This is a genomic window from Pelosinus fermentans DSM 17108 (genome assembly GCF_000271485.2).
Taxonomy (GTDB): domain Bacteria; phylum Bacillota; class Negativicutes; order DSM-13327; family DSM-13327; genus Pelosinus; species Pelosinus fermentans.
On the sequence record NZ_AKVN02000001.1, the window covers coordinates 2,275,985 to 2,296,841 of the forward strand.

General features: G+C 38.0%; 23 protein-coding genes. All 23 read left to right on the forward strand.

Annotated features, from left to right (window positions below):
* The first annotated feature begins 1 nt into the window (after position 1).
* Positions 2-445 (forward strand): flagellar export protein FliJ, encoded by a 444-nt coding sequence (gene fliJ / locus FR7_RS10285; RefSeq protein WP_007934867.1) that lies wholly within the window; start codon positions 2-4, stop codon positions 443-445.
* Between the two features lie 9 nt (positions 446-454).
* On the forward strand, positions 455-970 hold the full coding sequence (locus FR7_RS10290; RefSeq protein WP_007934866.1) for a lytic transglycosylase domain-containing protein: 516 nt from the start codon (positions 455-457) through the stop codon (positions 968-970).
* Positions 971-1,014: 44 nt separating this feature from the next.
* A complete protein-coding gene (locus tag FR7_RS10295; protein ID WP_007934864.1) occupies positions 1,015-1,632 on the forward strand; it encodes a MotE family protein in 618 nt (205 codons plus the stop codon).
* Positions 1,633-1,671: 39 nt separating this feature from the next.
* Positions 1,672-3,039: a flagellar hook-length control protein FliK gene (locus tag FR7_RS10300; protein WP_007934863.1), complete on the forward strand. Its 1,368-nt coding sequence runs from the start codon at positions 1,672-1,674 to the stop codon at positions 3,037-3,039.
* A 15-nt stretch (positions 3,040-3,054) separates the two neighbouring features.
* Entirely contained in the window at positions 3,055-3,669 is a 615-nt protein-coding gene (locus tag FR7_RS10305) for a flagellar hook capping FlgD N-terminal domain-containing protein (protein ID WP_007934861.1), read from the forward strand.
* A 24-nt stretch (positions 3,670-3,693) separates the two neighbouring features.
* Positions 3,694-4,095 carry a TIGR02530 family flagellar biosynthesis protein gene (locus FR7_RS10310; RefSeq protein WP_007934859.1) on the forward strand — a complete coding sequence of 134 codons (402 nt, stop codon included), beginning with the start codon at positions 3,694-3,696 and terminating at the stop codon, positions 4,093-4,095.
* A gap of 80 nt (positions 4,096-4,175) precedes the next feature.
* Positions 4,176-6,005 (forward strand): flagellar hook protein FlgE, encoded by a 1,830-nt coding sequence (locus tag FR7_RS10315; RefSeq protein ID WP_007934857.1) that lies wholly within the window; start codon positions 4,176-4,178, stop codon positions 6,003-6,005.
* Between the two features lie 54 nt (positions 6,006-6,059).
* A complete protein-coding gene (locus tag FR7_RS10320) occupies positions 6,060-6,254 on the forward strand; it encodes a flagellar FlbD family protein (protein WP_007934855.1) in 195 nt (64 codons plus the stop codon).
* A 166-nt stretch (positions 6,255-6,420) separates the two neighbouring features.
* A complete protein-coding gene (locus FR7_RS10325) occupies positions 6,421-6,900 on the forward strand; it encodes a flagellar basal body-associated FliL family protein (protein WP_007934853.1) in 480 nt (159 codons plus the stop codon).
* A 58-nt stretch (positions 6,901-6,958) separates the two neighbouring features.
* The gene (gene fliM / locus FR7_RS10330) at positions 6,959-7,963 is read left to right on the forward strand and encodes a flagellar motor switch protein FliM (RefSeq protein WP_007934851.1); all 1,005 of its coding nucleotides are present in this window, start codon (positions 6,959-6,961) and stop codon (positions 7,961-7,963) included.
* Positions 7,956-9,068 carry a flagellar motor switch phosphatase FliY gene (gene fliY, locus FR7_RS10335; protein ID WP_007934849.1) on the forward strand — a complete coding sequence of 371 codons (1,113 nt, stop codon included), beginning with the start codon at positions 7,956-7,958 and terminating at the stop codon, positions 9,066-9,068. Before fliM ends, fliY begins: the two co-directional genes overlap by 8 nt.
* 49 nt (positions 9,069-9,117) lie before the next feature.
* On the forward strand, positions 9,118-9,480 hold the full coding sequence (locus tag FR7_RS10340; RefSeq protein ID WP_007934847.1) for a response regulator: 363 nt from the start codon (positions 9,118-9,120) through the stop codon (positions 9,478-9,480).
* A 2-nt stretch (positions 9,481-9,482) separates the two neighbouring features.
* Positions 9,483-10,052: a FliO/MopB family protein gene (locus FR7_RS10345; protein WP_007934845.1), complete on the forward strand. Its 570-nt coding sequence runs from the start codon at positions 9,483-9,485 to the stop codon at positions 10,050-10,052.
* On the forward strand, positions 10,053-10,817 hold the full coding sequence (gene fliP, locus FR7_RS10350; protein ID WP_007934844.1) for a flagellar type III secretion system pore protein FliP: 765 nt from the start codon (positions 10,053-10,055) through the stop codon (positions 10,815-10,817). It abuts the gene before it with no gap.
* Positions 10,818-10,827: 10 nt separating this feature from the next.
* The gene (fliQ, locus tag FR7_RS10355) at positions 10,828-11,097 is read left to right on the forward strand and encodes a flagellar biosynthesis protein FliQ (protein WP_007934842.1); all 270 of its coding nucleotides are present in this window, start codon (positions 10,828-10,830) and stop codon (positions 11,095-11,097) included.
* 18 nt (positions 11,098-11,115) lie between these two features.
* Positions 11,116-11,892: a flagellar biosynthetic protein FliR gene (gene fliR, locus FR7_RS10360; RefSeq protein WP_007934840.1), complete on the forward strand. Its 777-nt coding sequence runs from the start codon at positions 11,116-11,118 to the stop codon at positions 11,890-11,892.
* Positions 11,849-12,997 carry a flagellar biosynthesis protein FlhB gene (flhB, locus tag FR7_RS10365; protein WP_007934838.1) on the forward strand — a complete coding sequence of 383 codons (1,149 nt, stop codon included), beginning with the start codon at positions 11,849-11,851 and terminating at the stop codon, positions 12,995-12,997. Before fliR ends, flhB begins: the two co-directional genes overlap by 44 nt.
* A gap of 19 nt (positions 12,998-13,016) precedes the next feature.
* A complete protein-coding gene (gene flhA / locus FR7_RS10370; RefSeq protein ID WP_007934836.1) occupies positions 13,017-15,089 on the forward strand; it encodes a flagellar biosynthesis protein FlhA in 2,073 nt (690 codons plus the stop codon).
* Entirely contained in the window at positions 15,090-16,160 is a 1,071-nt protein-coding gene (flhF, locus tag FR7_RS10375; protein ID WP_007934834.1) for a flagellar biosynthesis GTPase FlhF, read from the forward strand.
* Positions 16,160-17,050: a MinD/ParA family protein gene (locus FR7_RS10380; protein ID WP_007934831.1), complete on the forward strand. Its 891-nt coding sequence runs from the start codon at positions 16,160-16,162 to the stop codon at positions 17,048-17,050. Before flhF ends, FR7_RS10380 begins: the two co-directional genes overlap by 1 nt.
* A gap of 34 nt (positions 17,051-17,084) precedes the next feature.
* A complete protein-coding gene (locus FR7_RS10385; RefSeq protein WP_007934830.1) occupies positions 17,085-17,732 on the forward strand; it encodes a flagellar brake protein in 648 nt (215 codons plus the stop codon).
* Between the two features lie 18 nt (positions 17,733-17,750).
* A complete protein-coding gene (locus tag FR7_RS10390) occupies positions 17,751-18,794 on the forward strand; it encodes a protein-glutamate methylesterase/protein-glutamine glutaminase (protein WP_007934827.1) in 1,044 nt (347 codons plus the stop codon).
* 14 nt (positions 18,795-18,808) lie between these two features.
* Positions 18,809-20,854 (forward strand): chemotaxis protein CheA, encoded by a 2,046-nt coding sequence (locus tag FR7_RS10395; protein WP_007934825.1) that lies wholly within the window; start codon positions 18,809-18,811, stop codon positions 20,852-20,854.
* Positions 20,855-20,857 lie beyond the last annotated feature (3 nt).

The following is a 20,857-nucleotide window of genomic DNA, read 5'->3' on the forward strand; positions in this document are numbered from 1 at the left end:
GATGAAGTCATTTAAATTTCGATTAGAAGCCTTACTTAAGTTTCGCAAAATGCAAGAAGAACAGGCACAAATTTCATTTTGGCAAGCTACGAATCAATTCCGAATCGAAAAAGAAGAATTGGCAAAGTTAGAAGAAAATGTACTGGAAAATATGAATTTGCTGCGCAACTTTCAGCAGAATTTATTATCGATTGAAACCTTTAAGTCCTTTCATCATTATTTTGATAAAATGAAAAAAGAAATTCAACAGCAAAATGAATCTGTTAAACGTGCTGATGAATATAGACAAGAATGTTTAAAGAACCTTGAAGAAGCAGTAAAAAGTCATAAAGTTGTAGAAAAATTTCGCGAGAAAAAAATACAAGATTATCAAGCAGAATTACTAAAAGAAGAGCAAAAAATATTAGATGAAATAGGATTACAGCTTTATGTAAGAGAAAAGTAGGGTGAGTAAATGGAGAGTATAAGCAAAGTTTTACAACGGATTAATACCATTGAACAACGATTTAATCATTCTTCTGTGAGTGGGCATGATTTTTCTGCTGTGCTGTCAGGGGCTCAAGCAAATGACTCTATACATGGGAAAAACTTTGCTTCCGATGATATTAGTAAAATTATTGATTATACAGCTAAAAAATATGGAGTCGATTCTAAGCTGGTTATGGCTGTTGCCAAAGTAGAGTCTAATTTATCACCGGATGTAGTTTCATCGGCTGGCGCTGTGGGTGTAATGCAATTAATGCCTGAAACTGCGCAAGGATTGGGTGTTCGTAATTGTAAAGATCCACGTGACAATATTGATGGTGGTGTTCGTTATCTGAAGCAATTAATTACCTCTTTTGATGGTGATATAACGAAGGCAGTAGCTGCTTATAATGCAGGACCCCAGGCCGTAACAAAATATAATGGTATTCCTCCTTACACAGAAACAAAAGATTATGTAGCTAAAGTAATGGCATTAGTGAAATAACATGAATTACATGGGTGAAACAGTCTTCAAAGGTAGGTAACAATATGGCAAAAAAAGTGACGCCTAATTCTCAAATAAAAATAAATATGAGTACGCCTGAAAAACCTAAGAAAAAGCTAGGAACAATAGTTAAAGTATTAATTGCGATCATAATACTGTTATTCATAGCTGTCGCTGGCTTTGCCCTAGGAGTTTATTTGAATTTAATTGATATGAAGGGCATGACTGAAAAATGGAAATTAAATGAATATCCGGTGATTGGACAGTACTTTCCTCAGCCTAAAACTAATTTTGAGACTGTTGAATTAGAGGAACAAAACCAAGTGGAAACTCCTACTGAGGCAAACCTAGTGGTGCCGCCAGCAGCAGTCCCAAATCTATCTCCTGCAGTGTCGGCAATTGTGGATGACTCTGAACTGCAAAAGCAGACTAAGATAAGGCAGCAAGAAGAGGCAAAACGTATTTCTAAATTGGCAAGATTATATGGTGGGATGAAACCTGGCGAGGCCGTTGTTATTTTGAATCAGTTAGATGATCCTTCTGTATTGGCGATTTTAAATAAAATGGAAGATGAACAAGTTTCAAAAATCTTACCGTTATTTAGCCCGGAACGTGCTGCTATCCTTACTCAAGCCATGCTTAGGGGTGGAAATTTGAATTAACTTTAGCAGGTAAGTAAGTAGTGAAAGGAGGTGAAAAAAATGGCTATAATGGCAAATACAATTCCCATAGAGATTAAACCTAACACGTCCTCGCAAACATCTACGAGCAAAAAAAATAATTCTTCTAGTAATAAGTCTGGAGTGGATTTTGGCAAGGTATTAAACAATCAATCAGATAAAAGCGAAAAAGAAGACGCAAGCACTAAAAAGGATTCTGCTGCAGCCCAACTAATTTCAGGAATGATGGGCTTAAATGCACAGGTTAATGCTGTTCCAATTCAAAATAATGAGAACCTTATTGCAGAGCTGCCCGTAGATGATGTTGGAGGGCAATTGGGTAATGCCAATCAACTAACTGAATTAATAGGAAAGAATGTTATCCGATTAGATGTAGCTACTGGTATGAATACTTCTCAAAAACAATTGGCAGCCTTATTGACAAAAGGAACAGATGTAAATATGGCAGCAGGCAATAATAATACTAAGCAATTTACAATGCAGTTACAAGAAATATTGCAAAATAAGCAGCTGACAGAACAAACGCCGGTTAGTGATCCTTCTTCAAACAAAGTAAGCGCAACAACTAATAATGCATTATTAGAAACAGTACCTTCTTTTGCTCTTGTAAACAGTAATGCAGTAGGAAAAACTAATAATATGCCACAAGTTGATAACAAGAAAACAACACCAACTCAAGCAGGAGTTGCGACGCTTGATAGTACTCAGTTGCTTGATTCAGTTGATGCAAAACCGGTCATAACATCTCCCTTATTAACTAATGTTGTTAGTGCGGTGGAGAATATGAGTGAAAGCGGTACTATGTTATTAGGTGGTAAAGAACAATTAAGTGTAGAGAGTCTACTGCCAAATCAAACCACAAATACCACAGAGACTTTTGCAGGTGCCTTAAATCAGCAGACAATAAAAAATGAAAGTCAAGTTGCTGTTTCTGATGGAAAACAAGTAGCACAGCAACCAGTAAAGGATTCTTACCATGTTGCATCACAGATTGTTGATCAGGCTCGCTTAATTTCTGGTCAAAAGAATACAGAAATGATTATCCAGCTAAAACCAGAACATTTGGGAGAACTGACTCTTAAAGTAACCGTGGAGAGTGGTGTGGTTAGTGCGAGCTTCCATTCGAATAATAGTGAAGTCCGTAATATTATTGAAGCATCTCTTCCGCAATTAAAGCAAGAGTTATCGAATCAGGGATTAAAAATTGAAAATGTAGATGTATATGCGGGTTTAGGAGATTTCTTTTCTAATGGACAACATGAAAGCCGACAAAAGCCGGAAGTGAAAGTACAAAATAAAAAGATTGAAGAAGATTTTCTTGATGCACTAGATGATTCTACCGGTATAGTGGAATCTACTTCAGAGTCTGGCGTAGATTATCGTATATAAAAAGGAGATGATGTTATGTCCAATGTAATTAATAGTGCAGCCAATACTGGTACATCTACCAGTACAACAGCGGCAAGCTCAAATAGTTCTTTAGGAAAAGATGATTTTTTGAAATTGCTTGTTACACAACTTCAATATCAAAATCCGTTAGATCCTATGGATAACACAGAATTTGTTGCACAGATGGCGCAATTTTCCAGTCTGGAACAGATGCAAAATTTAAATGCTACTATGGCTAATATGCATGCCAGCAATCTGATCGGCAGTACTATCAATTTCTCAAATGACAGCGGCAATTTGATTACAGGAATAGTGGGAGGAACAAGCACCTCTTCTGGAGTGACTAGTTTGGTTGTTGGAGTAGATGCTGTACAATATCCAGCTTATCTTCCTACCACAACAGGCGACTTAGTTAATTGCGCAGTTAGTTGGACTGATAGCAGTAAGGTTTCTCATTCAGGGGTAATTCAGAGCGCAACGGTTGACAGTAATGGAACTGTGCAGATTACAGCAGTAGAAACAGATTCAAGTGGGACAACAACAACGAGTACCTTTGCATCACAGCAAATCACTAGACTGGTTGTTCCAACTACCGTTGCGCTAAGCAAAGTAACAGAGACTACAAAATAGCTAAGTTGACAGGAGGTAAAAGACATGACTGACAATAGTATATACCGCCTGCAACAGTCTATGACTCCTGTAAGTCCGATTGCTGGAAAGCTAATCAATAATGCAAAAAATAGTCAAGGGAAACAAAATATTGCACCTTTTGAACAAGTTTTATCCCAAGAGTTAGCAGGTGTAAAATTTTCTCAGCATGCTCTGCAACGGCTGCAAAGCAGGAATATTAAACTGGGGCAGACGGAGTTGCTTAAATTGAATGAGGCTGTAGAAAAAGCTTCACAAAAAGGTGCGAATGAGTCTTTGGTGTTTATGAGTAATAGTAATCTAGCTTTAGTAGTGAGTGTAAAAAATAAAACTGTGATTACAGTTATGGATGGTGCAAATACCAAAGATAATGTATTTACGAATATTGATAGTGCAGTAATTGTATAAGGCTGGACCTCTGATGGAGAGCCTTTGACTGTTGACTGATTGATACAGTCACAAATTTAAAAAAGTGAGGTTGATTTATTATGATGCGTTCTTTGTACGCTGCTGTTTCTGGTTTAAAAGGGAATCAAACTTATATGGATGTCATTGGTAATAATATTGCTAATGTAAATACAACAGGTTTTAAAGCGTCTAACGTTACATTTCAAGATATGCTGAGTCAAACACTTCAGGGAGCCTCCAGTCCTTCAGGCACTCAGGGAGGGACAAATCCCATGCAGGTAGGTCTGGGTGTGGGTGTGGGCAGTATTAGTACCAATTTTACTGACGGCAGCACACAGTCAACTGGTATATCAACAAATCTAGCGATTTCAGGTGACGGATTCTTCGTTGTAGGTACCCCTACGAATCAAATGTATACCCGGAGTGGTGATTTTACAACAGATCAGCAAGGAAATTTCGTTAATAGTGCAGGCTATAGTGTATTAGGCTGGCCGGCCGATGCTTCTGGCGTTGTTGATACTACTCAGCCAATATCAGCGTTGCAGATTCCAGTAGGTTCAACGATGCCAGCTAAAGTATCCACCACAATTACCCTTGCTGGTAATTTGAATGCTAGTGCCACGGCATTAGATCCTGCAGCAGTGGCAGCAGATGCTGCAGTTGTAGCGACTGACGCTACGACTGCAGTAACAGAAGCTACTAATGCAGTTACAGCAGCAAATACATTAAAGGCAGAGGCAGATGCAGCAGTTGCTGCTGCATCTGCAGGGGCGCCTTTAACGGCCGCATTAGCTGCTCAAGCCGCAGCTAATGATGCATTAACTGCAGCTAATGATGCTCTAACTGCAGCTAATGATGCTCTAACTGCAGCTAACGCGGCTAAAACAGCAGCAGATGCGTTGGTTGCTGGTACTGGTACTGCAGCTGAAGCTCTAACTGCAGCTAATGCATCTGCAACAGCTGCAACAACCGCAAAAACTAAAGCAGCCGCTGTAGTAACAGCAGCAACTGCAGCAGCAGCAGCAGCAACTGCATCGGCAGCTGTAACAGGCGCTGATGGAACTACTACAGGTAATGTTGTTACAGCGGCTGGAAATTTTTCTGCTGTTGCAGGTACAGCTGTAACAGCAGCTACGACACTTTCTGATGCTACAAGTACAGCTGTAACATCAGCAACTGCTGCAGCTAACAATGACTCAGCTCAACCCATTTCCTATGATTTATATGATACCCAGGGAAATAAATATACACTAACTGGTTCCATTACCAAAACGGGAGTGAATACCTGGACATTTACACCATCATCGACAATCATTGGTGGTACGGATGGGAAAACCGTAGTTGCCAATGTTAGTGGGGGATCGTCTACCATTAAATTTAATGCAGATGGCACCTTTGATACCAGTACGGTATTTAATGCCTTAACCATTGATCCAACTGGCGGTCCATATGAAGGTGCAGGTGCTTTTACCGTGCAGCCTAGTGGTTCGACGATGACTCAAAATGGCAGTGATTCTACTGCGAAAATTAGCAATACTGATGGTTATGCTGCTGGTACTTTAAATGGAAAGACCATTTCTTCTACTGGTGAGATTATTGGTAGCTTTACTAATGGTAGAACACAAGCCATTGGACGGGTCGCTTTGGCTGTATTTAATAATCCTGATGGTTTACTTTCTGCGGGCGGTAACTTATATACAAAAACCACCAATTCAGGAGAGGCTCAAATTGGTTCGGCAGGTACAGGGGGACGTGGTACATTTACTCCTGGCAGCTTGGAGATGTCCAATGTGGATTTGGCACAGCAATTTACCAATATGATTGTTGCGCAGCGTGCATTCCAGGCCAATTCTAAAATTATTACGACTGATGATAATATGTTGGAAGAACTTGTAAACCTTAAACGTTAATATTAAATAAGGGGGGTAGAAATCCCCCCCTTCTATAAAATTGGAGGATTTTTTATGATAAAAGTAGCGCGTCTTAAATCCCAAGAGGAATTTGTATTAAATGCGGAATTGATTGAAACAATTGAAGAAACTCCTGATACCGTAATTACCCTTACGAGTGGCAGAAAGTTGATTGTAGAAGAAACCATGGATGAAGTTGTGCGTAAAGTAATGGATTATCGCCGAGCTATTTTTGGTAAGTTTAGATAGATACCTATTGGTAAAGATATGATCTTTTTATCACGAATGAAAATTATATGATAAATAAAAGGTTTATTGTCATTTTAATAAGTTAAAGGATAAGTAGTAAGAGTTTGTAGTTAAATATATTAGTATTAAGTTAACTTAATGTACAGTCTAAAATGGGGGTGTAACAGTGGCTGATGGTCAAAAGAAGTTTCCGATGATGCTTATGGTAGGGATGATTGTGTTTGGTTTATTATTGGCTGGGGGAATTTCCTACTTTATTGCGACTAAAATTGTTGCTGATAAAGCGGTGGATAAGAAATCTTCCCAACGTGAACCAGGTGTTTTTGTAAAGTTGGGTGATGCAAAAGATGGGCTGCTGATTAATATTGGTGGTGCAAGTAGTGGACGTTACTTGAAAATTGGACTTATTGTAGAGTTAAGACCTGACAAAAAGGCTACTACAGCAGCTGCTACTGGAAAAATGCCTTCACCGGAAGAAATAAAACTTGCAGATACAGCTGTTTATGTATTACGATCTTTAAAAATCGAAGATTTTGATCCTCTCAAGCAAGAACAGTTAAAAGAACTTTTGAAAAATGAAATTAATAAGTCTTTTGGTGATGACCGCGTCTATGACGTATATATTACCAATTTTGTTTTGCAGTAGATTTAGAATGTATGCCGTATTATAATATGTAATAGAGTGGTGGAAAGGAGAGAACGTATTGGCAGGTTCAGATGTGTTATCCCAATCTGAAATTGATGATCTGTTATCTGCATTATCTACAGGTGTAGTATCAGCCGAAGAAATAAAAGATGAGCAGAAACAAAGAAAAATAAAAGTATATGATTTTAAGCGCCCAGATAAATTTTCTAAGGATCAAATTCGTACCTTATATATGCTGCATGAAAATTTTGCTCGTCTTATGAACACTTACCTTTCCGCACATCTTCGGACACTTGTACATATTGATGTAGCTTCTGTTGATCAATTAACGTATGAAGAATTTATTCGTTCATTACCGAATCCAAGTGTTATTGGTGTTTTTCAAATGCGCCCTCTTAAAGGGAATGCGATTCTAGAGCTGAACCCGAATGTAATTTTTTCAATTATTGATCGCTTATTTGGCGGTCCCGGCTTACCTCCCGCCAAAACAAGATCATTAACTGATATTGAAGAAGCGATTGTTAAAAGAGTAATAAACAAAACGCTAGAATGTTTTTCTGATGCTTGGAAGCAAGTGGTTGCGATTGAGCCCAAGTTAGAAATCATCGAATCCAATCCTCAATTTACTCAAATTGTTCCGCCTAATGATATGGTCGTTATTATTACATTACATGTGAAGATTGGTCAGGTAGAAGGATTAGTTAATATTTGTATTCCATATCTAGTACTTGAACCCATCATGTCGAAATTGACGACTACCTATTGGGTTGCTTCTTCCGTTGCGAAACAAGCATTGCCTGAGCATATTAATGCAATACAGCGTAAGCTAGAAAAAGCTTTTATTCCTCTATATGTAGAATTAGGAAGAACGACGGTTACTGTGCAGGAATTATTAGGTTTAGTAGTGAATGATGTATTGCAGTTAGAGAGTAAAATAGAAAATGATCTGAATGTAATTGTAGGTCAACGCGAAAAGTTTAGAGGGAAGCCAGGACTCTCAGGACATAAGGTTGCATTACAAATAACACAAGTAATTTCAGAAGGAGATGAAAATTATGACTGAAGGCTTTCTATCCCAAGACGAGATTGATGCCTTACTAAGGGGAGAAGCTACTTCATCCTCTTCAACACCTGAGTTATCCGCAATGGAACAAGATGCCCTTGGTGAAATTGGTAATATTTCTATGGGAAGTGCGGCAACTACATTGTCTGTATTGCTTGGACGCCGGGTATCTATTACTACACCACGTGTATCCGTTTCCAATTTAGAAGAGATCAAGGGGCAATATCCTTTGCCGTACTTGGTTATTGAAGTTGGATATACACATGGCATTGTAGGGACTAATGTTTTAGCGATTCGAGAACAAGATGCATTAATTATTGCAGATTTAATGATGGGAGGGGACGGACTCAATCCACCTACCGAATTAAATGAATTATACATGAGTGCTGTGAGTGAGGCTATGAATCAGATGATGGGTGGAGTAGCGACATCCATGTCAACTATGTTCCGGAAGAAAATCGACATTGCTCCGCCCAATGTAAATTTAATTGATTTTGCAGTTGCTTCCAGCATTACGAATGCTGTTGGAACCGATGATAATATTGTTCGTGTTGCTTTTCGCATGGAAGTTGAAGATTTAATTGATAGTGAAATTATGCAAATTTTACCGATTGATGTAGCAAAAGAAATGGTGGACAGCCTTATGAATGCCGTACAGCCACCACCAGCAGCTGCGCCAGTTGCAGAAGCTCCCAAGGCTGCAGATACATCGGCATCTCAGGACCAGACTGCAAAAGCCCAGCAGCAAGTGGCAGCTGCTTCAGTCGCAAAACAGCACATACAGCCTGTTAATGTACAACCTGTACAATTTGCTCCTTTAGTACAGGGGACGATGCCGGTCACGGATACGAATATTGATCTTATTATGGATGTGCCATTACAAGTGACGGTAGAACTTGGCAGAACTCGTAAATTAATTCGTGATATTCTAGAATTGGCACCTGGTTCAGTAGTAGAGCTGGATAAACTAGCTGGTGAGCCTGTAGACATACTAGTGAATGGGAAGCTGATTGCCAAGGGGGAAGTTGTAGTAATAGATGAAAATTTTGGTGTAAGAATTACTGATATTATAAGTCCATTAGAGCGGACCTATAATTTACAATAGTTATGATTGTTGATAATGGATAATAGAGTAATCAGGAGGAGATAAAATAATGGCGACTAGAGTATTGATTGTTGATGATGCTGCATTTATGCGTATGATGGTTAAAGATATTTTGAGTAAAAATGGATATGAGATCGTAGGTGAAGCGGAAAATGGAGTAAAGGCGTTGGAAAAGTATCAAGAACTAAAACCAGATCTTACGACGATGGATATTACTATGCCAGAAATGGATGGTATCACTGCAGTGAAAGAAATTAAAAAAATTGATCCTAATGCAAAAGTCATTATGTGTAGTGCTATGGGTCAACAAGCAATGGTTGTTGAAGCGATTCAGGCAGGTGCTCGCGATTTTATTGTTAAGCCTTTTCAGCCAGATCGAGTATTGGAAGCTGTTCGCAAAGCGGTTGGTTAATAATGAATAAGAACAAATATCGAGTTTTTTGGAGGATTTTCCTACTGCTATTTTGCATTGGAATCTTTTTTAATGGACAAGTTTATGCGGCAGAATCCAATGGCGACTATTTACAGTACCAAGAGCCTAAGCCTGCGAATTCAACGTCTTGGATTTCTACGGTTTCTTATGTTTTTTCTTTACTAATAACCTTTGCAGCTGTTATTGGTCTCGCATATTTCGCTTCCCGTTTTTTAGGAAAAAAATTGGGAAGCTTATCTGCTAGTGGCAGTAGTAGAGTCATTAATACATTATCATTTGGTGCAAATCGAGCTGTTTATACAGTGGAAATTGCAGGGAAATTTTTGGTGCTGGGTGTTACTGATCATGGGATTACTGTATTGCAGGAAATAACAAACCCCGAGGAAATTGAAAAAATGAAAGTAGAACAAGAAGAATTAACAGTACCCATAAATCAATTCGATACTATTTTTCAAAAGCAGCTTGCTTCTCTGCAACGATTTTCACAAACTTTTCCTACTGCTTTTGGTGATTTGCAGAGTAAACAAAAACATGAAAGTGGGAAGAGGTAAGTGGCTAAAATTCGAAATGCTATGATTGTTGTTACTGTTTTCATTAGTTTATTTGTTATACCAGCATTGGCAAATGCCGCACCTTTAGTTCCTCTTCCTAATATTAATGTTGAAGTAGGGGCTGCTACTGAGCCTAAGGATGTTGCGCTTAGTTTGCAGATTTTACTTACGATGACGGTATTAACGTTAGCTCCGTCAATTTTGATTATGATGACCTCATTTACACGCATCATTGTTGTCTTGTCTTTTCTGCGCAGTGCCCTTGCGACACAACAAATGCCGCCAAATCAAGTTCTGGTTGGTATGGCATTATTTTTAACTTTTTTTACAATGTCTCCCTATCTTGAGCAGTCAAATCAAAATGGGCTGCAGCCATATTTAGCTGGCAGCATTACTCAGGAAGCAGCAATGACGGAAGTTTTAAAACCAATGCGTGAGTTTATGTTTAAGCAGACACGGGAAAATGATTTGGCTTTGTTTGTAAATTTATCAGAAGGTGTTCGGCCTAATTCACCAGAAGATGTTCCGACAACTACGTTAATACCTTCTTTCATAATTAGTGAGCTAAAGACGGCATTTCAAATAGGATTTTTGATTTATATTCCTTTCATTGTTATTGATATGGTGGTTGCAAGCACATTGATGTCCATGGGGATGATGATGCTGCCTCCAGTCATGATCTCTCTGCCATTTAAGTTATTATTATTTATCTTAGTGGATGGTTGGCACTTGATTGTTCTCTCATTAATTAATAGTTTCCACTAAAGGAGGAAATATGTCAGGTGATTTAGCAATACAAATTGGCCGTGAGGCATTAACCATGGTAATGCTGATTGCTGCTCCCATGTTAGGATTAGGTTTGTTAGTGGGGATTTTAGTAAGTATTTTTCAAGCGACTACTCAGATTCAAGAGCAAACCTTAGTATTTATTCCTAAAATTATAGCAATTTTTATCGCGATATTGGTCTTTGGCCCGTGGATGTTAAGTTTGATGGTTGATTATACCCGCGAGATTTTTATCAACCTACCAAACTTGGTACGTTAACGTAAGGAGTAATTATTTGTGGATCTTTTTGCACTTCTGCAAAATCAAGTAGCTTTTTTCTTGTTAATTTTTGTTCGTATAACTGGCATATTCATGATGACTCCTATCTTTGGCAGCCGAAACATTCCAGTTAGTATTAAAGCTGGTTTGTCATTAATCCTTACCTATATATTATTTCCGATTGTTTTTAATGATAGTGCTGTGATACCTAATGATTTCCTTCCTTACATGTTTATGGTAATAGGAGAGCTTCTTATCGGATTAACCATAGGCTTTTTAAGTTCATTGGTTTTTTCTGCTATACAAATGGCAGGACAATTACTGGACATGCAGATTGGATTTGGAGTTGTTAATATTATTGATCCCCAATCTGGCGGTCAAGTACCTTTAGTTGGTAACTTCAAGCATATGCTGGCGTTGATTATTTTTCTAGCAACAAATGGGCATCATGTGTTACTATCTGCTTTGTTTGTCAGTTTTAAGTTAATGCCAGTCACTGGTGTGGTAATTAAAGCGGCTCTAACAAATTTTGTAGTTGATATGGTGGGAGGTACTTTTATTATCGCCATGAAAATTAGTTTGCCTGTACTTATTTCGGTGGTAATAACGGATGTAGCTCTTGGTATTTTGGCCCGTACGATGCCGCAAATGAATATATTTGTGGTTGGTGTGCCAGGGAAAATTCTTGTCGGTTTATTTGTTCTATCTTTAGCATTACCTTTTTATATATTTTTTTTGGAGATGGCGTTTAATGGGATGTATAAAGATATTTTCCGGTTTCTTTCCATGTTCTAACAAAGCACAGTTACAACCCTTTTCTAAGAGTGTATCTTTCGATTTGCAGCTGTTTGCCGGAGAAAAAACAGAAGAGGCTACAGCTAAGCGAAAGGGAGAAGCTCGTCAAAAAGGACAAGTTGCTAAAAGTACGGAAGTTAACTCGGTATTTATTATTTTAGCAGCATTTTTTACATTAAAGCTAATAGGTTCTTATATTTATGATGAGCTTACGAGATACATGCAACTTAGTTTTTCTAATGTTGCAACAGCCGATATGACGATTAATTCCATTCGGGAAATATTCCTTGGTTTTGCTATCGTGTTTATTAAGACAGCATTGCCAGTTATGTGTGTGATTTTGATTGTGTCACTAACGATTAATTTTATTCAAGTTGGCTTTCTTTTTTCTTTTGAGCCTCTTATGCCTAAACTTAGTAAACTTAATCCTATTGCAGGATTTGGACGTTTATTTTCAAAACGCTCATTAGTGGAGCTCGTAAAATCGTTATTAAAAATAACCATTATCGGCTACTTTATTTATCGATTTATGAGAAAACAAATTGAGCAGATTCCTGGCTTAATCAGTGCTGAGCTCATTGATTCGTTACATATAGCAGCATCCTTAATTTTAAATCTGGTATTTCAAATTAGTGCAGTAATGCTTGTCTTGGCTGCATTTGATTATTTTTATCAATGGTGGGAACACAAGGAAAGTTTAAAGATGAGTAAAGATGATATTAAACAGGAATTTAAGCAATCGGAAGGTGACCCACTGATTAAAGGGAAAATAAAACAGCGACAGCGAGCAATGTCCATGCAGCGCATGATGCAGGAAGTTCCAAAAGCAGATGTCATTGTAACCAATCCTACTCACTTTGCTGTTGCCTTAAAATATGAAAAAGCCATGGCGGCTCCCATTGTCGTAGCAAAAGGCCAAGATCTAATTGCCCAAAGAATTAAAGAGATTGCCAAAGAAAATAAAGTAATAATTGTTGAGAATAAAGTTTTAGCAAGAGCTTTATATGCGGCAGTAGATATTGGTTATCCTGTACCGCCAGAATTATATCAAGCTGTTGCAGAAGTTTTAGCATATGTTTATAAATTAAAAAAACGCTTGTCCTAAGTTGTAGAAGGAGTAAAAAATGGCTACGCAAACATCGCCTTTTCCAGGTTTAAGTAAACTAACTAAATATAGTGATATTATAGTAGCCCTTGGAATTATCACCATTGTTATTATGATGATCATTCCTTTGCCAACATTCTTATTAGATTTATTGTTAGCGTTAAATATTTCCTTAGCTCTTGTGATTGTAATGATTGCTGTTTACAATGTAGAACCATTGCAATTTTCAGTGTTTCCTTCTTTATTATTGATTACCACCTTATTTCGTTTAGCGCTGAATGTATCTTCTACCCGGCTTATTTTGCTGGATGGTTATGCTGGTGAAGTGATTATGGCATTTGGTAATTTTGTTGTCGGTGGAAATGCCATCGTTGGTTTTATTGTGTTTGTTATTCTCATTATTATACAATTCTTGGTAATTACTAAGGGCTCTGAGCGTGTTGCCGAAGTTGCTGCCAGATTTACATTGGATGCTATGCCTGGTAAACAAATGAGCATTGATGCTGACTTGAATTCTGGTGCTATTACCGATAATGAAGCGCGGCAGCGCCGCGTTAAGATTCAGCGGGAAGCTGATTTTTATGGCGCTATGGATGGTGCCAGTAAGTTCGTGAAAGGTGATGCGATAGCAGCAATCATTATTATTGTGATTAATATCGTTGGTGGTTTCATCATCGGTATGGTTCAGCGGGATTTAGGCGTGTTAGAAGCTTTACATAGTTACACGTTGTTGACGGTGGGGGAAGGATTAGTGAACCAGATTCCCGCGCTTTTAATATCCACAGCAACAGGTATCGTAGTAACAAGAGCTGCATCGGAATCCAATTTAGGTCACGATCTTGTAGGACAGATTTTTACGAATCCACGAGTATTTTTTATTGTTGCAGGGGTATTGGCAGTGATGGGTTTTGTTCCAGGTTTGCCTCTAATTCCCTTTATAAGTCTTGGTCTTATTTCTTTTGCAGTTGGTTATATATTGGAAAAGACAATTCAATATAAACAAGATTCACAAGAGACGGATTTAGAGGAAAAGGAAAATGAAGAAGTTCGAAATCCAGAAAACATTGTATCATTGTTACAAATTGATACAATGGAGTTAGAGATTGGGTATAGTTTAATACCGATGGTTGATATTTCTCAAGGGGGAGATTTATTAGACCGGGTAGTTATGATTCGTAGGCAATGCGCTCTAGAATTAGGACTTATCGTACCTACTATTCGCATTCGGGATAATATTCAACTAAAACCGAATGTATATGTAATAAAATTAAAAGGAATCGAGATCGCGAAAGGCGAATTATTATTAGATCATTATTTAGCGATGAACTCAGGCACTGTTTTTGAAGAAGTGAATGGGATTGAAACAGTAGAGCCGGCTTTTGGTTTACCAGCTTTATGGATTCAAGAGGCGAATCGTGAACAGGCTGAGCTTGCAGGATATACGGTAGTAGATCCTGTGTCAGTGTTGGCCACTCATTTAACAGAAGTTATTAAATCCTATGCTTTTGAGATTTTAGGCCGTCAAGAAGTTCAGACTTTAGTTGATTCTGTAAAACAACATAATCCTGCAGTAGTAGAAGAGTTGACGCCTGCCTTATTATCCATTGGCGATATTCAAAAAGTGTTAGCAAAATTATTGCATGAGCGAATCTCTATTCGAGATATGGTAACTATTTTTGAAACATTGGCTGATTACGCTCAACTTACTAAAGATACTGATATTTTAACAGAATATGTGCGTCATGCATTAGCTAGGCAAATATCGCGGCAGTATGCGCAGAATAATATGCTAACCTGCATAACCGTTGATCCGCAGCTGGAAAATCTTATCGCAGGTGCAGTCCAGCGCAATGAAAGTGGTTCTTATGTAGTACTTGAGCCACAGGTACTGCAGAGCATTATATCGAGTATATCAAAGGAATTGCCCAAAATAACAAACATCGGTTATCAACCCATTATTCTTACCAGCCCTGCAATCAGAACGTATTTTTACAAATTAGTTGAACGCAGTGTGCCTAATTTAATTGTTTTATCTTATGCGGAGCTAGAGACTAAGGTTGATGTGCAATCATTAGGGATGGTGAGAGTATAATTGAAAGTTAGAGTGTTTACTGCTGATTCTATGCAAAATGCTATCGCCCAGGCAAAAGGTGCTTTGGGGCGTGAGGCTATTATTTTACATACACGAAAATTTCGTAAAGGCGGTCTTTGGGGGTTCTTTTCTAAGGAGGAGGTAGAAGTTACAGCAGCTGTTGATACTTCCATTGCCACTATACCTCCCCAAAAGGCAGAGCCTTATGTTGAAGAAGAGGTTGCTGTACAATCTGAACTTGCTAGTATGCGTAGTTTACTTGAAAAAGTAATATCTAAAATGCCTCAAGGCAGTGAACATTCCTCTATTCTTGATCTGTTAATGAATAATGACATTGATATAAAGATTGCAGAGCAGATTATAAATGATTTACCAATGGATTATTCGCATTTTGACGTTGAGAGCCCAGAACTGAGACAGCTGCTTATTACACAGATCCAAACTTGTTTCAAAAATGTAGAAGGTATTAAAATCCCTGAACAAGGTAGAAAGATAGTGGCGTTTTTTGGACCAACGGGGGTAGGTAAGACTACTACCATTGCAAAATTGGCAGCTAAATTTGCGATTCAAGATGGATACCAAATTGCGCTAATAACCGCTGATACCTATCGTATCTCTGCTGTAGAGCAATTAAAGACGTATTCTGATATTATGGGGATACCTATTCATGTGGTGTATGCAGCTGATGAACTTAAAGCGGTATTAGATAGTAATCAGGACAAGCAGCTGATATTAATAGATACAGCTGGACGAAGTCCTCATAATGATGAGCAGTTAGACGAGTTGACAAAACTTTTACATATCGATGATGTGATTGAAAAATATTTAGTATTAAGTGCTACTACTAAGTATAAGGATGCATTAGATATTGTAAAAAAATTTTCTATATGTGTACCTCATAAAGTCATTTTCACAAAAATTGATGAAACACGAAACATTGGCACTATTGTGAATCTATTGTACCAGTTTCCAATGTCACTTTCATATGTAACCAACGGGCAAAATGTTCCCGATGACATAGAGTTAGTTGATATTAATAGGTTAACGCCACTGATTTTGAGAGATTTGTGATGATGTGGGATCAAGCGGAAAAATTACGAAAAATGGTGCAAAGTTCATCTGGAAAAAAAGGCAGCTCCGTTATTAAGGCAAATCGTACCAATGCGAGGGTTATTACGGTTACTAGTGGTAAAGGTGGTGTTGGTAAAACTAATTTTACCGTGAATTTAGCACTGGCACTGGCTAAATTAGGACAAAGAGTGTTGATCATAGATGCTGATTTGGGAATGGGGAATGTGGATGTAATATTGGGGCGTTCAACACCCTATAATATTCTGCATTTGCTAGATGGCGGATTTTCTTTAATGGATATTATAACAGAGGGGCCTCTTGGGATAAAATTTATGTCAGGTGGGTCTGGGCTTTATAATTTAGCAAATTTAGATGATTCACAGCTTACGCGTATTATTAATAAAATTACGTTATTAGATGATTTAGCAGATATCATTTTGATTGATACTGGTGCAGGCATCAGTAAAAGTGTAATGAATTTTGTAGTAGCTGCTGATGAAGTAATTATTGTAACAACTCCAGAACCAACGGCAATTACTGACGCTTATGCGATGGTGAAGACCTATGTAAGTCACTCTGGAACTGCTGTATTAAAGCTAGTGATTAATCGCGTAATGGAGCCTGATGAAGGAAAGATTGCAGCCGATAAGCTGATTAAAGTAGCACTTAAGTTTTTGGGATTAACAATCAGCAGCCTTGGTTTTGTTTATGAAGATAGTAATTTGGTTAAATCTGTAAAAAAGCAAACACCGTTATTATTGGCATTTCCTAATACTGCATCAGCACGCTGTATCGAACAGATAGCCAATCGTTTATTAGATAGGGTTGCTAGTAGTAAGACTACAGGCGTTAAGGGTTTCTTTAATAAGTTATTAGGATTAATGCGGTGAAGTTTGTGATAGTAAGGAGGAAAGAGTTATTAGCTTGGAACAGATAGTAAAAGTAAATCAACGTTTGGAAATTATGTTATCCCAAAATAGCAATACTCCACGTTTTACTAGTCGTGTTGAAGAAATCACTTCTAATGAGATGGTAATTGCCATGCCGATGCAAAAGGGACGGCCAATTTTTCTAGAAAGCGGACGTGGGTTTTATGGCAAAATCATTACTGAAAGTGGCGTTTATATCTTTAAAAGTAAATTTCTGAGTAAGAGAATGTATCCTTTACCAGTATGGATCGTTACATTGCCTTATGAAATTGAAAAAACACAGCAAAGAGCTTTCGTTCGTTTTGATGTATCTCAGCCTTTGCAGATAGAGTATTTTTTAGATGATGATTCGGAGAATGCTATTACTCTTAAGGTAATGACTCGGGACCTTAGCGGTGGCGGATTGCAAGCTATATGCGAGCAATCAATAAAAATAGGGACAAAGGTAAATATGACGCTGACTCTTCCAGAAGAAGGTGACCTTGAGGTAGACGGTGAAGTTATCCGAGTGCAGAAACCACAAGAAGATCGACAATTATTTTGGGTCAGTATCAAGTTTGTCGATACCCGTAATATTGTACGTGATAAAATAAGTAGATTTATATTTAGAAAGCAGTTGGAACATCGTCAAAGAGGTCTCTAACTTACAGGAGGTAGAATGATGATCAAAATATTAATTGTTGATGATTCTGCTTTTATGCGTAAGCTATTATCTGATCTATTTTCTGCTGAGTCAGATTTTTTGGTAGTTGGTACAGCGCGAAATGGTAAAGAAGCTGTAGAGAAAGTAAAACAATTTAAACCTGATGTAATTACCATGGACGTTGAAATGCCAATTATGAGTGGGTTGCAAGCACTAGAAATTATTATGAAGGAAATACCAACGCCTGTAGTGATGCTTAGTAGTCTTACTAGTGCTGGAGCAAATGCAACGCTAAGTGCTTTAGAGTTAGGTGCAGTTGATTTTGTGGCAAAGACTGCAGGCGTTATTTCTAATATAGCTGGTATTGGTACTGAAATAGTAACCAAAAGTCGAGCGGCAATTAAAGCAAATGTATCACAATTAAGTAAAGTAAAGGTAACAGTACCATCTATGACGAATCTTTCATTTCAGTCTTTTAAACAATCCACAAATGAGCCTATTTTAGCGATTGGTACATCTACGGGAGGTCCTAGGGCTCTCCAGGAGATTGTTACTAGATTGCCTGGTAACTTACCTTGCGGTGTAGTTATTGTTCAACATATGCCTCCAGGATTTACGCGATCCCTAGCTGAACGTTTAAATTCATTATCTTCTTTGACGGTGAAAGAGGCTGAACACAATGATATTATACGTGAGGGATTAGTTCTAATCGCCCCCGGTGATCACCATATGAGCATCGAGCGTGAAGGTAATAAAAAAGTTGTGAAATTGAATCAAAACCCTCCTATTGGTGGGCATCGACCAGCAGTAGATCCTATGATGGAATCTGTTGCCAAGGTTTATGGAGAGAGTGCTGTTGGTGTAATTCTTACGGGGATGGGTCATGATGGTGCTAAAGGTATACAGGCTATCAAGCAAAAAGGCGGCTACACTATTGCCGAAGACCAATCTACAGCGGTTGTATTTGGTATGCCTAAGTCAGCGATTGAACTAGGCGTGGTTGATAAAGTAGCGCCACTTTCAACTATTGCTGCAGAAATTGTGAAAGCTATTGTCAAATAATTATGGAGGTGGAAATGATGGATACAAATCAGTATATGGGAATGTTCTTGGAAGAATCTCGAGAACATTTGCAAACGCTTAATAGTTGTGTATTAGATTTAGAAAATGATCCTGAAAACCTATCTGTACTTAGCGAAATTTTTCGTAGTGCTCATACAATAAAAGGCATGTCAGCTACTATGGGATTTACAACCATTGCAGAGTTGACACATGAGATGGAAAATATTTTGGATTTATTGCGTAAGGGTCAATTAAAGGCAAGTCATGATATTATTGATACTATTTTTAGATGTGTTGATACGTTAGAGCAACTGGTAGAAAGTGTTGCATCAAATAATGAAAGTTCTATTGACAGCAAGCCATTAATTATTAAGCTTAAAGCCTTAGCTAAAGGAGAGGCTGTTTTAGCTACTTCTGTAAAAGCAGAAGCCATTAGCATAGCACCAGTGGCGTCTTCTTCAATCGAGCTTAGTGATACAGAAATAGCCGTTATAAAAAAAGCACGTGATCAAGGTATGCAGGCATACGAGGTACAAGTTTCTTTGCGAGAAGGTTGTCTCTTAAAGTCTGCCCGATCCTATATGGTTATGAATGCATTAGATGAAATTGGTGAAGTAATAAAAAGTATCCCGGCAGTAGAAGAACTAGAAAAAGAAAATTTTTCCCTTAGCTTCCAAGTGATTGTGATATCGGGTAGTGAGGCAGAGAAAATTCAACACACGGTATTATCGATTTCAGAGATTGACCAAGCGGTTGTTTTGCCATGTGTATTGCCTAATGATACTAAGGGAGAAGTCAGTGTTCCGAAATCGATAGAACCAATGATAAAAAAAGATGACGAAGCTGAGAAAGCCGGAAATGCCCTTGTACATACCCAAACCACTGTAGAAAAGAAAAATAAAAGCGGTCAATCAGTGCGTGTGGATATTGATAAACTAGATACCTTGTTAAATCTTGTTGGTGAGTTAGTAATTAATAAGACTCGACTGGAGCAAATTGGTCTTACCCATAAGCTAACAGATTTAGTAGAAACAATTGAACAAATGGATCGAGTAACCACTGATTTACAGGCTGTCGTCATGAAAGTGCGGATGGTTCCTGTAGGTCAAGTTTTTAACCGTTTTCCAAGAATGGTTAGAGATTTGTCTCGCGATCTTAATAAGGAGATCAATCTTATCATTCAAGGTGAAGAAACAGAGCTTGATCGTACTGTTATTGATGAAATTGGTGATCCACTTGTTCATTTATTGCGCAATTCCATTGATCATGGTATTGAGCATCCAAATGAAAGAGAAGAAAAAGGTAAAAATCCTATTGGTGAAATTCGCCTGATTGCTCGTCATGAAGGTAATAATGTAATTATTATGGTTGAAGATGATGGCAAGGGGATTAACGCTGATATTATTAAACGTAAGGCTGTTGAGAAAGGTCTTATCTCTCAAGGTGAGGCTGATGCCATGGACGCCAATGAAGCTGTTCGTTTAGTATTTCTGCCAGGTTTCTCTACAGCTGCCGTAGTTACGGATGTTTCTGGGCGCGGTGTAGGTATGGATGCTGTAAAAAATAAAATTGAATCCCTTGGTGGTATGGTCGATGTTGAGACCAAGGTTAATGAAGGCAGCAAGTTTAAAATTCGGTTGCCGTTAACACTAGCCATTATTCAAGCGTTGTTGGTAAAAGTTTCAGAAGAAATTTATGCAATTCCGTTAGGATCAATTGACAGTACTATCAATATTGTACCTTCTGACATTAAAACAGTACAAAATAAAGAAGTGATTCTGCTCCGAGGGCAAATTATCCCTATTGTACGTTTAGCAGATGTGCTTAACATACCTGATTCTGACAACAATCAGCACACGGAAGAAGAATTGTTTGTGGTTATTGTACATATTGGAGAGCAGCGTGCCGGAATTATTGTTGATAATTTAATAGGGCAGCAGGAGATTGTAATAAAATCCTTAGGAAAACTTTTAGCCGGAATTAAAATTATTGCTGGTGCAACTATTTTGGGTAATGGTCAAGTGGCACTTATATTAGATATCGGTTCATTAATCCAATAAGGA

Coding starts and splice junctions, on each gene's coding strand:
- fliJ (WP_007934867.1), top strand. CDS start 2: ATGAAGTCATTTAAATTTCGATTAGAAGCCTTACTTAAGTTTCGCAAA.
- FR7_RS10290 (WP_007934866.1), top strand. CDS start 455: ATGGAGAGTATAAGCAAAGTTTTACAACGGATTAATACCATTGAACAA.
- FR7_RS10295 (WP_007934864.1), top strand. CDS start 1,015: ATGGCAAAAAAAGTGACGCCTAATTCTCAAATAAAAATAAATATGAGT.
- FR7_RS10300 (WP_007934863.1), top strand. CDS start 1,672: ATGGCTATAATGGCAAATACAATTCCCATAGAGATTAAACCTAACACG.
- FR7_RS10305 (WP_007934861.1), top strand. CDS start 3,055: ATGTCCAATGTAATTAATAGTGCAGCCAATACTGGTACATCTACCAGT.
- FR7_RS10310 (WP_007934859.1), top strand. CDS start 3,694: ATGACTGACAATAGTATATACCGCCTGCAACAGTCTATGACTCCTGTA.
- FR7_RS10315 (WP_007934857.1), top strand. CDS start 4,176: ATGATGCGTTCTTTGTACGCTGCTGTTTCTGGTTTAAAAGGGAATCAA.
- FR7_RS10320 (WP_007934855.1), top strand. CDS start 6,060: ATGATAAAAGTAGCGCGTCTTAAATCCCAAGAGGAATTTGTATTAAAT.
- fliY (WP_007934849.1), top strand. CDS start 7,956: ATGACTGAAGGCTTTCTATCCCAAGACGAGATTGATGCCTTACTAAGG.
- FR7_RS10340 (WP_007934847.1), top strand. CDS start 9,118: ATGGCGACTAGAGTATTGATTGTTGATGATGCTGCATTTATGCGTATG.
- FR7_RS10345 (WP_007934845.1), top strand. CDS start 9,483: ATGAATAAGAACAAATATCGAGTTTTTTGGAGGATTTTCCTACTGCTA.
- fliQ (WP_007934842.1), top strand. CDS start 10,828: ATGTCAGGTGATTTAGCAATACAAATTGGCCGTGAGGCATTAACCATG.
- flhB (WP_007934838.1), top strand. CDS start 11,849: ATGGGATGTATAAAGATATTTTCCGGTTTCTTTCCATGTTCTAACAAA.
- flhA (WP_007934836.1), top strand. CDS start 13,017: ATGGCTACGCAAACATCGCCTTTTCCAGGTTTAAGTAAACTAACTAAA.
- FR7_RS10380 (WP_007934831.1), top strand. CDS start 16,160: ATGATGTGGGATCAAGCGGAAAAATTACGAAAAATGGTGCAAAGTTCA.
- FR7_RS10390 (WP_007934827.1), top strand. CDS start 17,751: ATGATCAAAATATTAATTGTTGATGATTCTGCTTTTATGCGTAAGCTA.
- FR7_RS10395 (WP_007934825.1), top strand. CDS start 18,809: ATGATGGATACAAATCAGTATATGGGAATGTTCTTGGAAGAATCTCGA.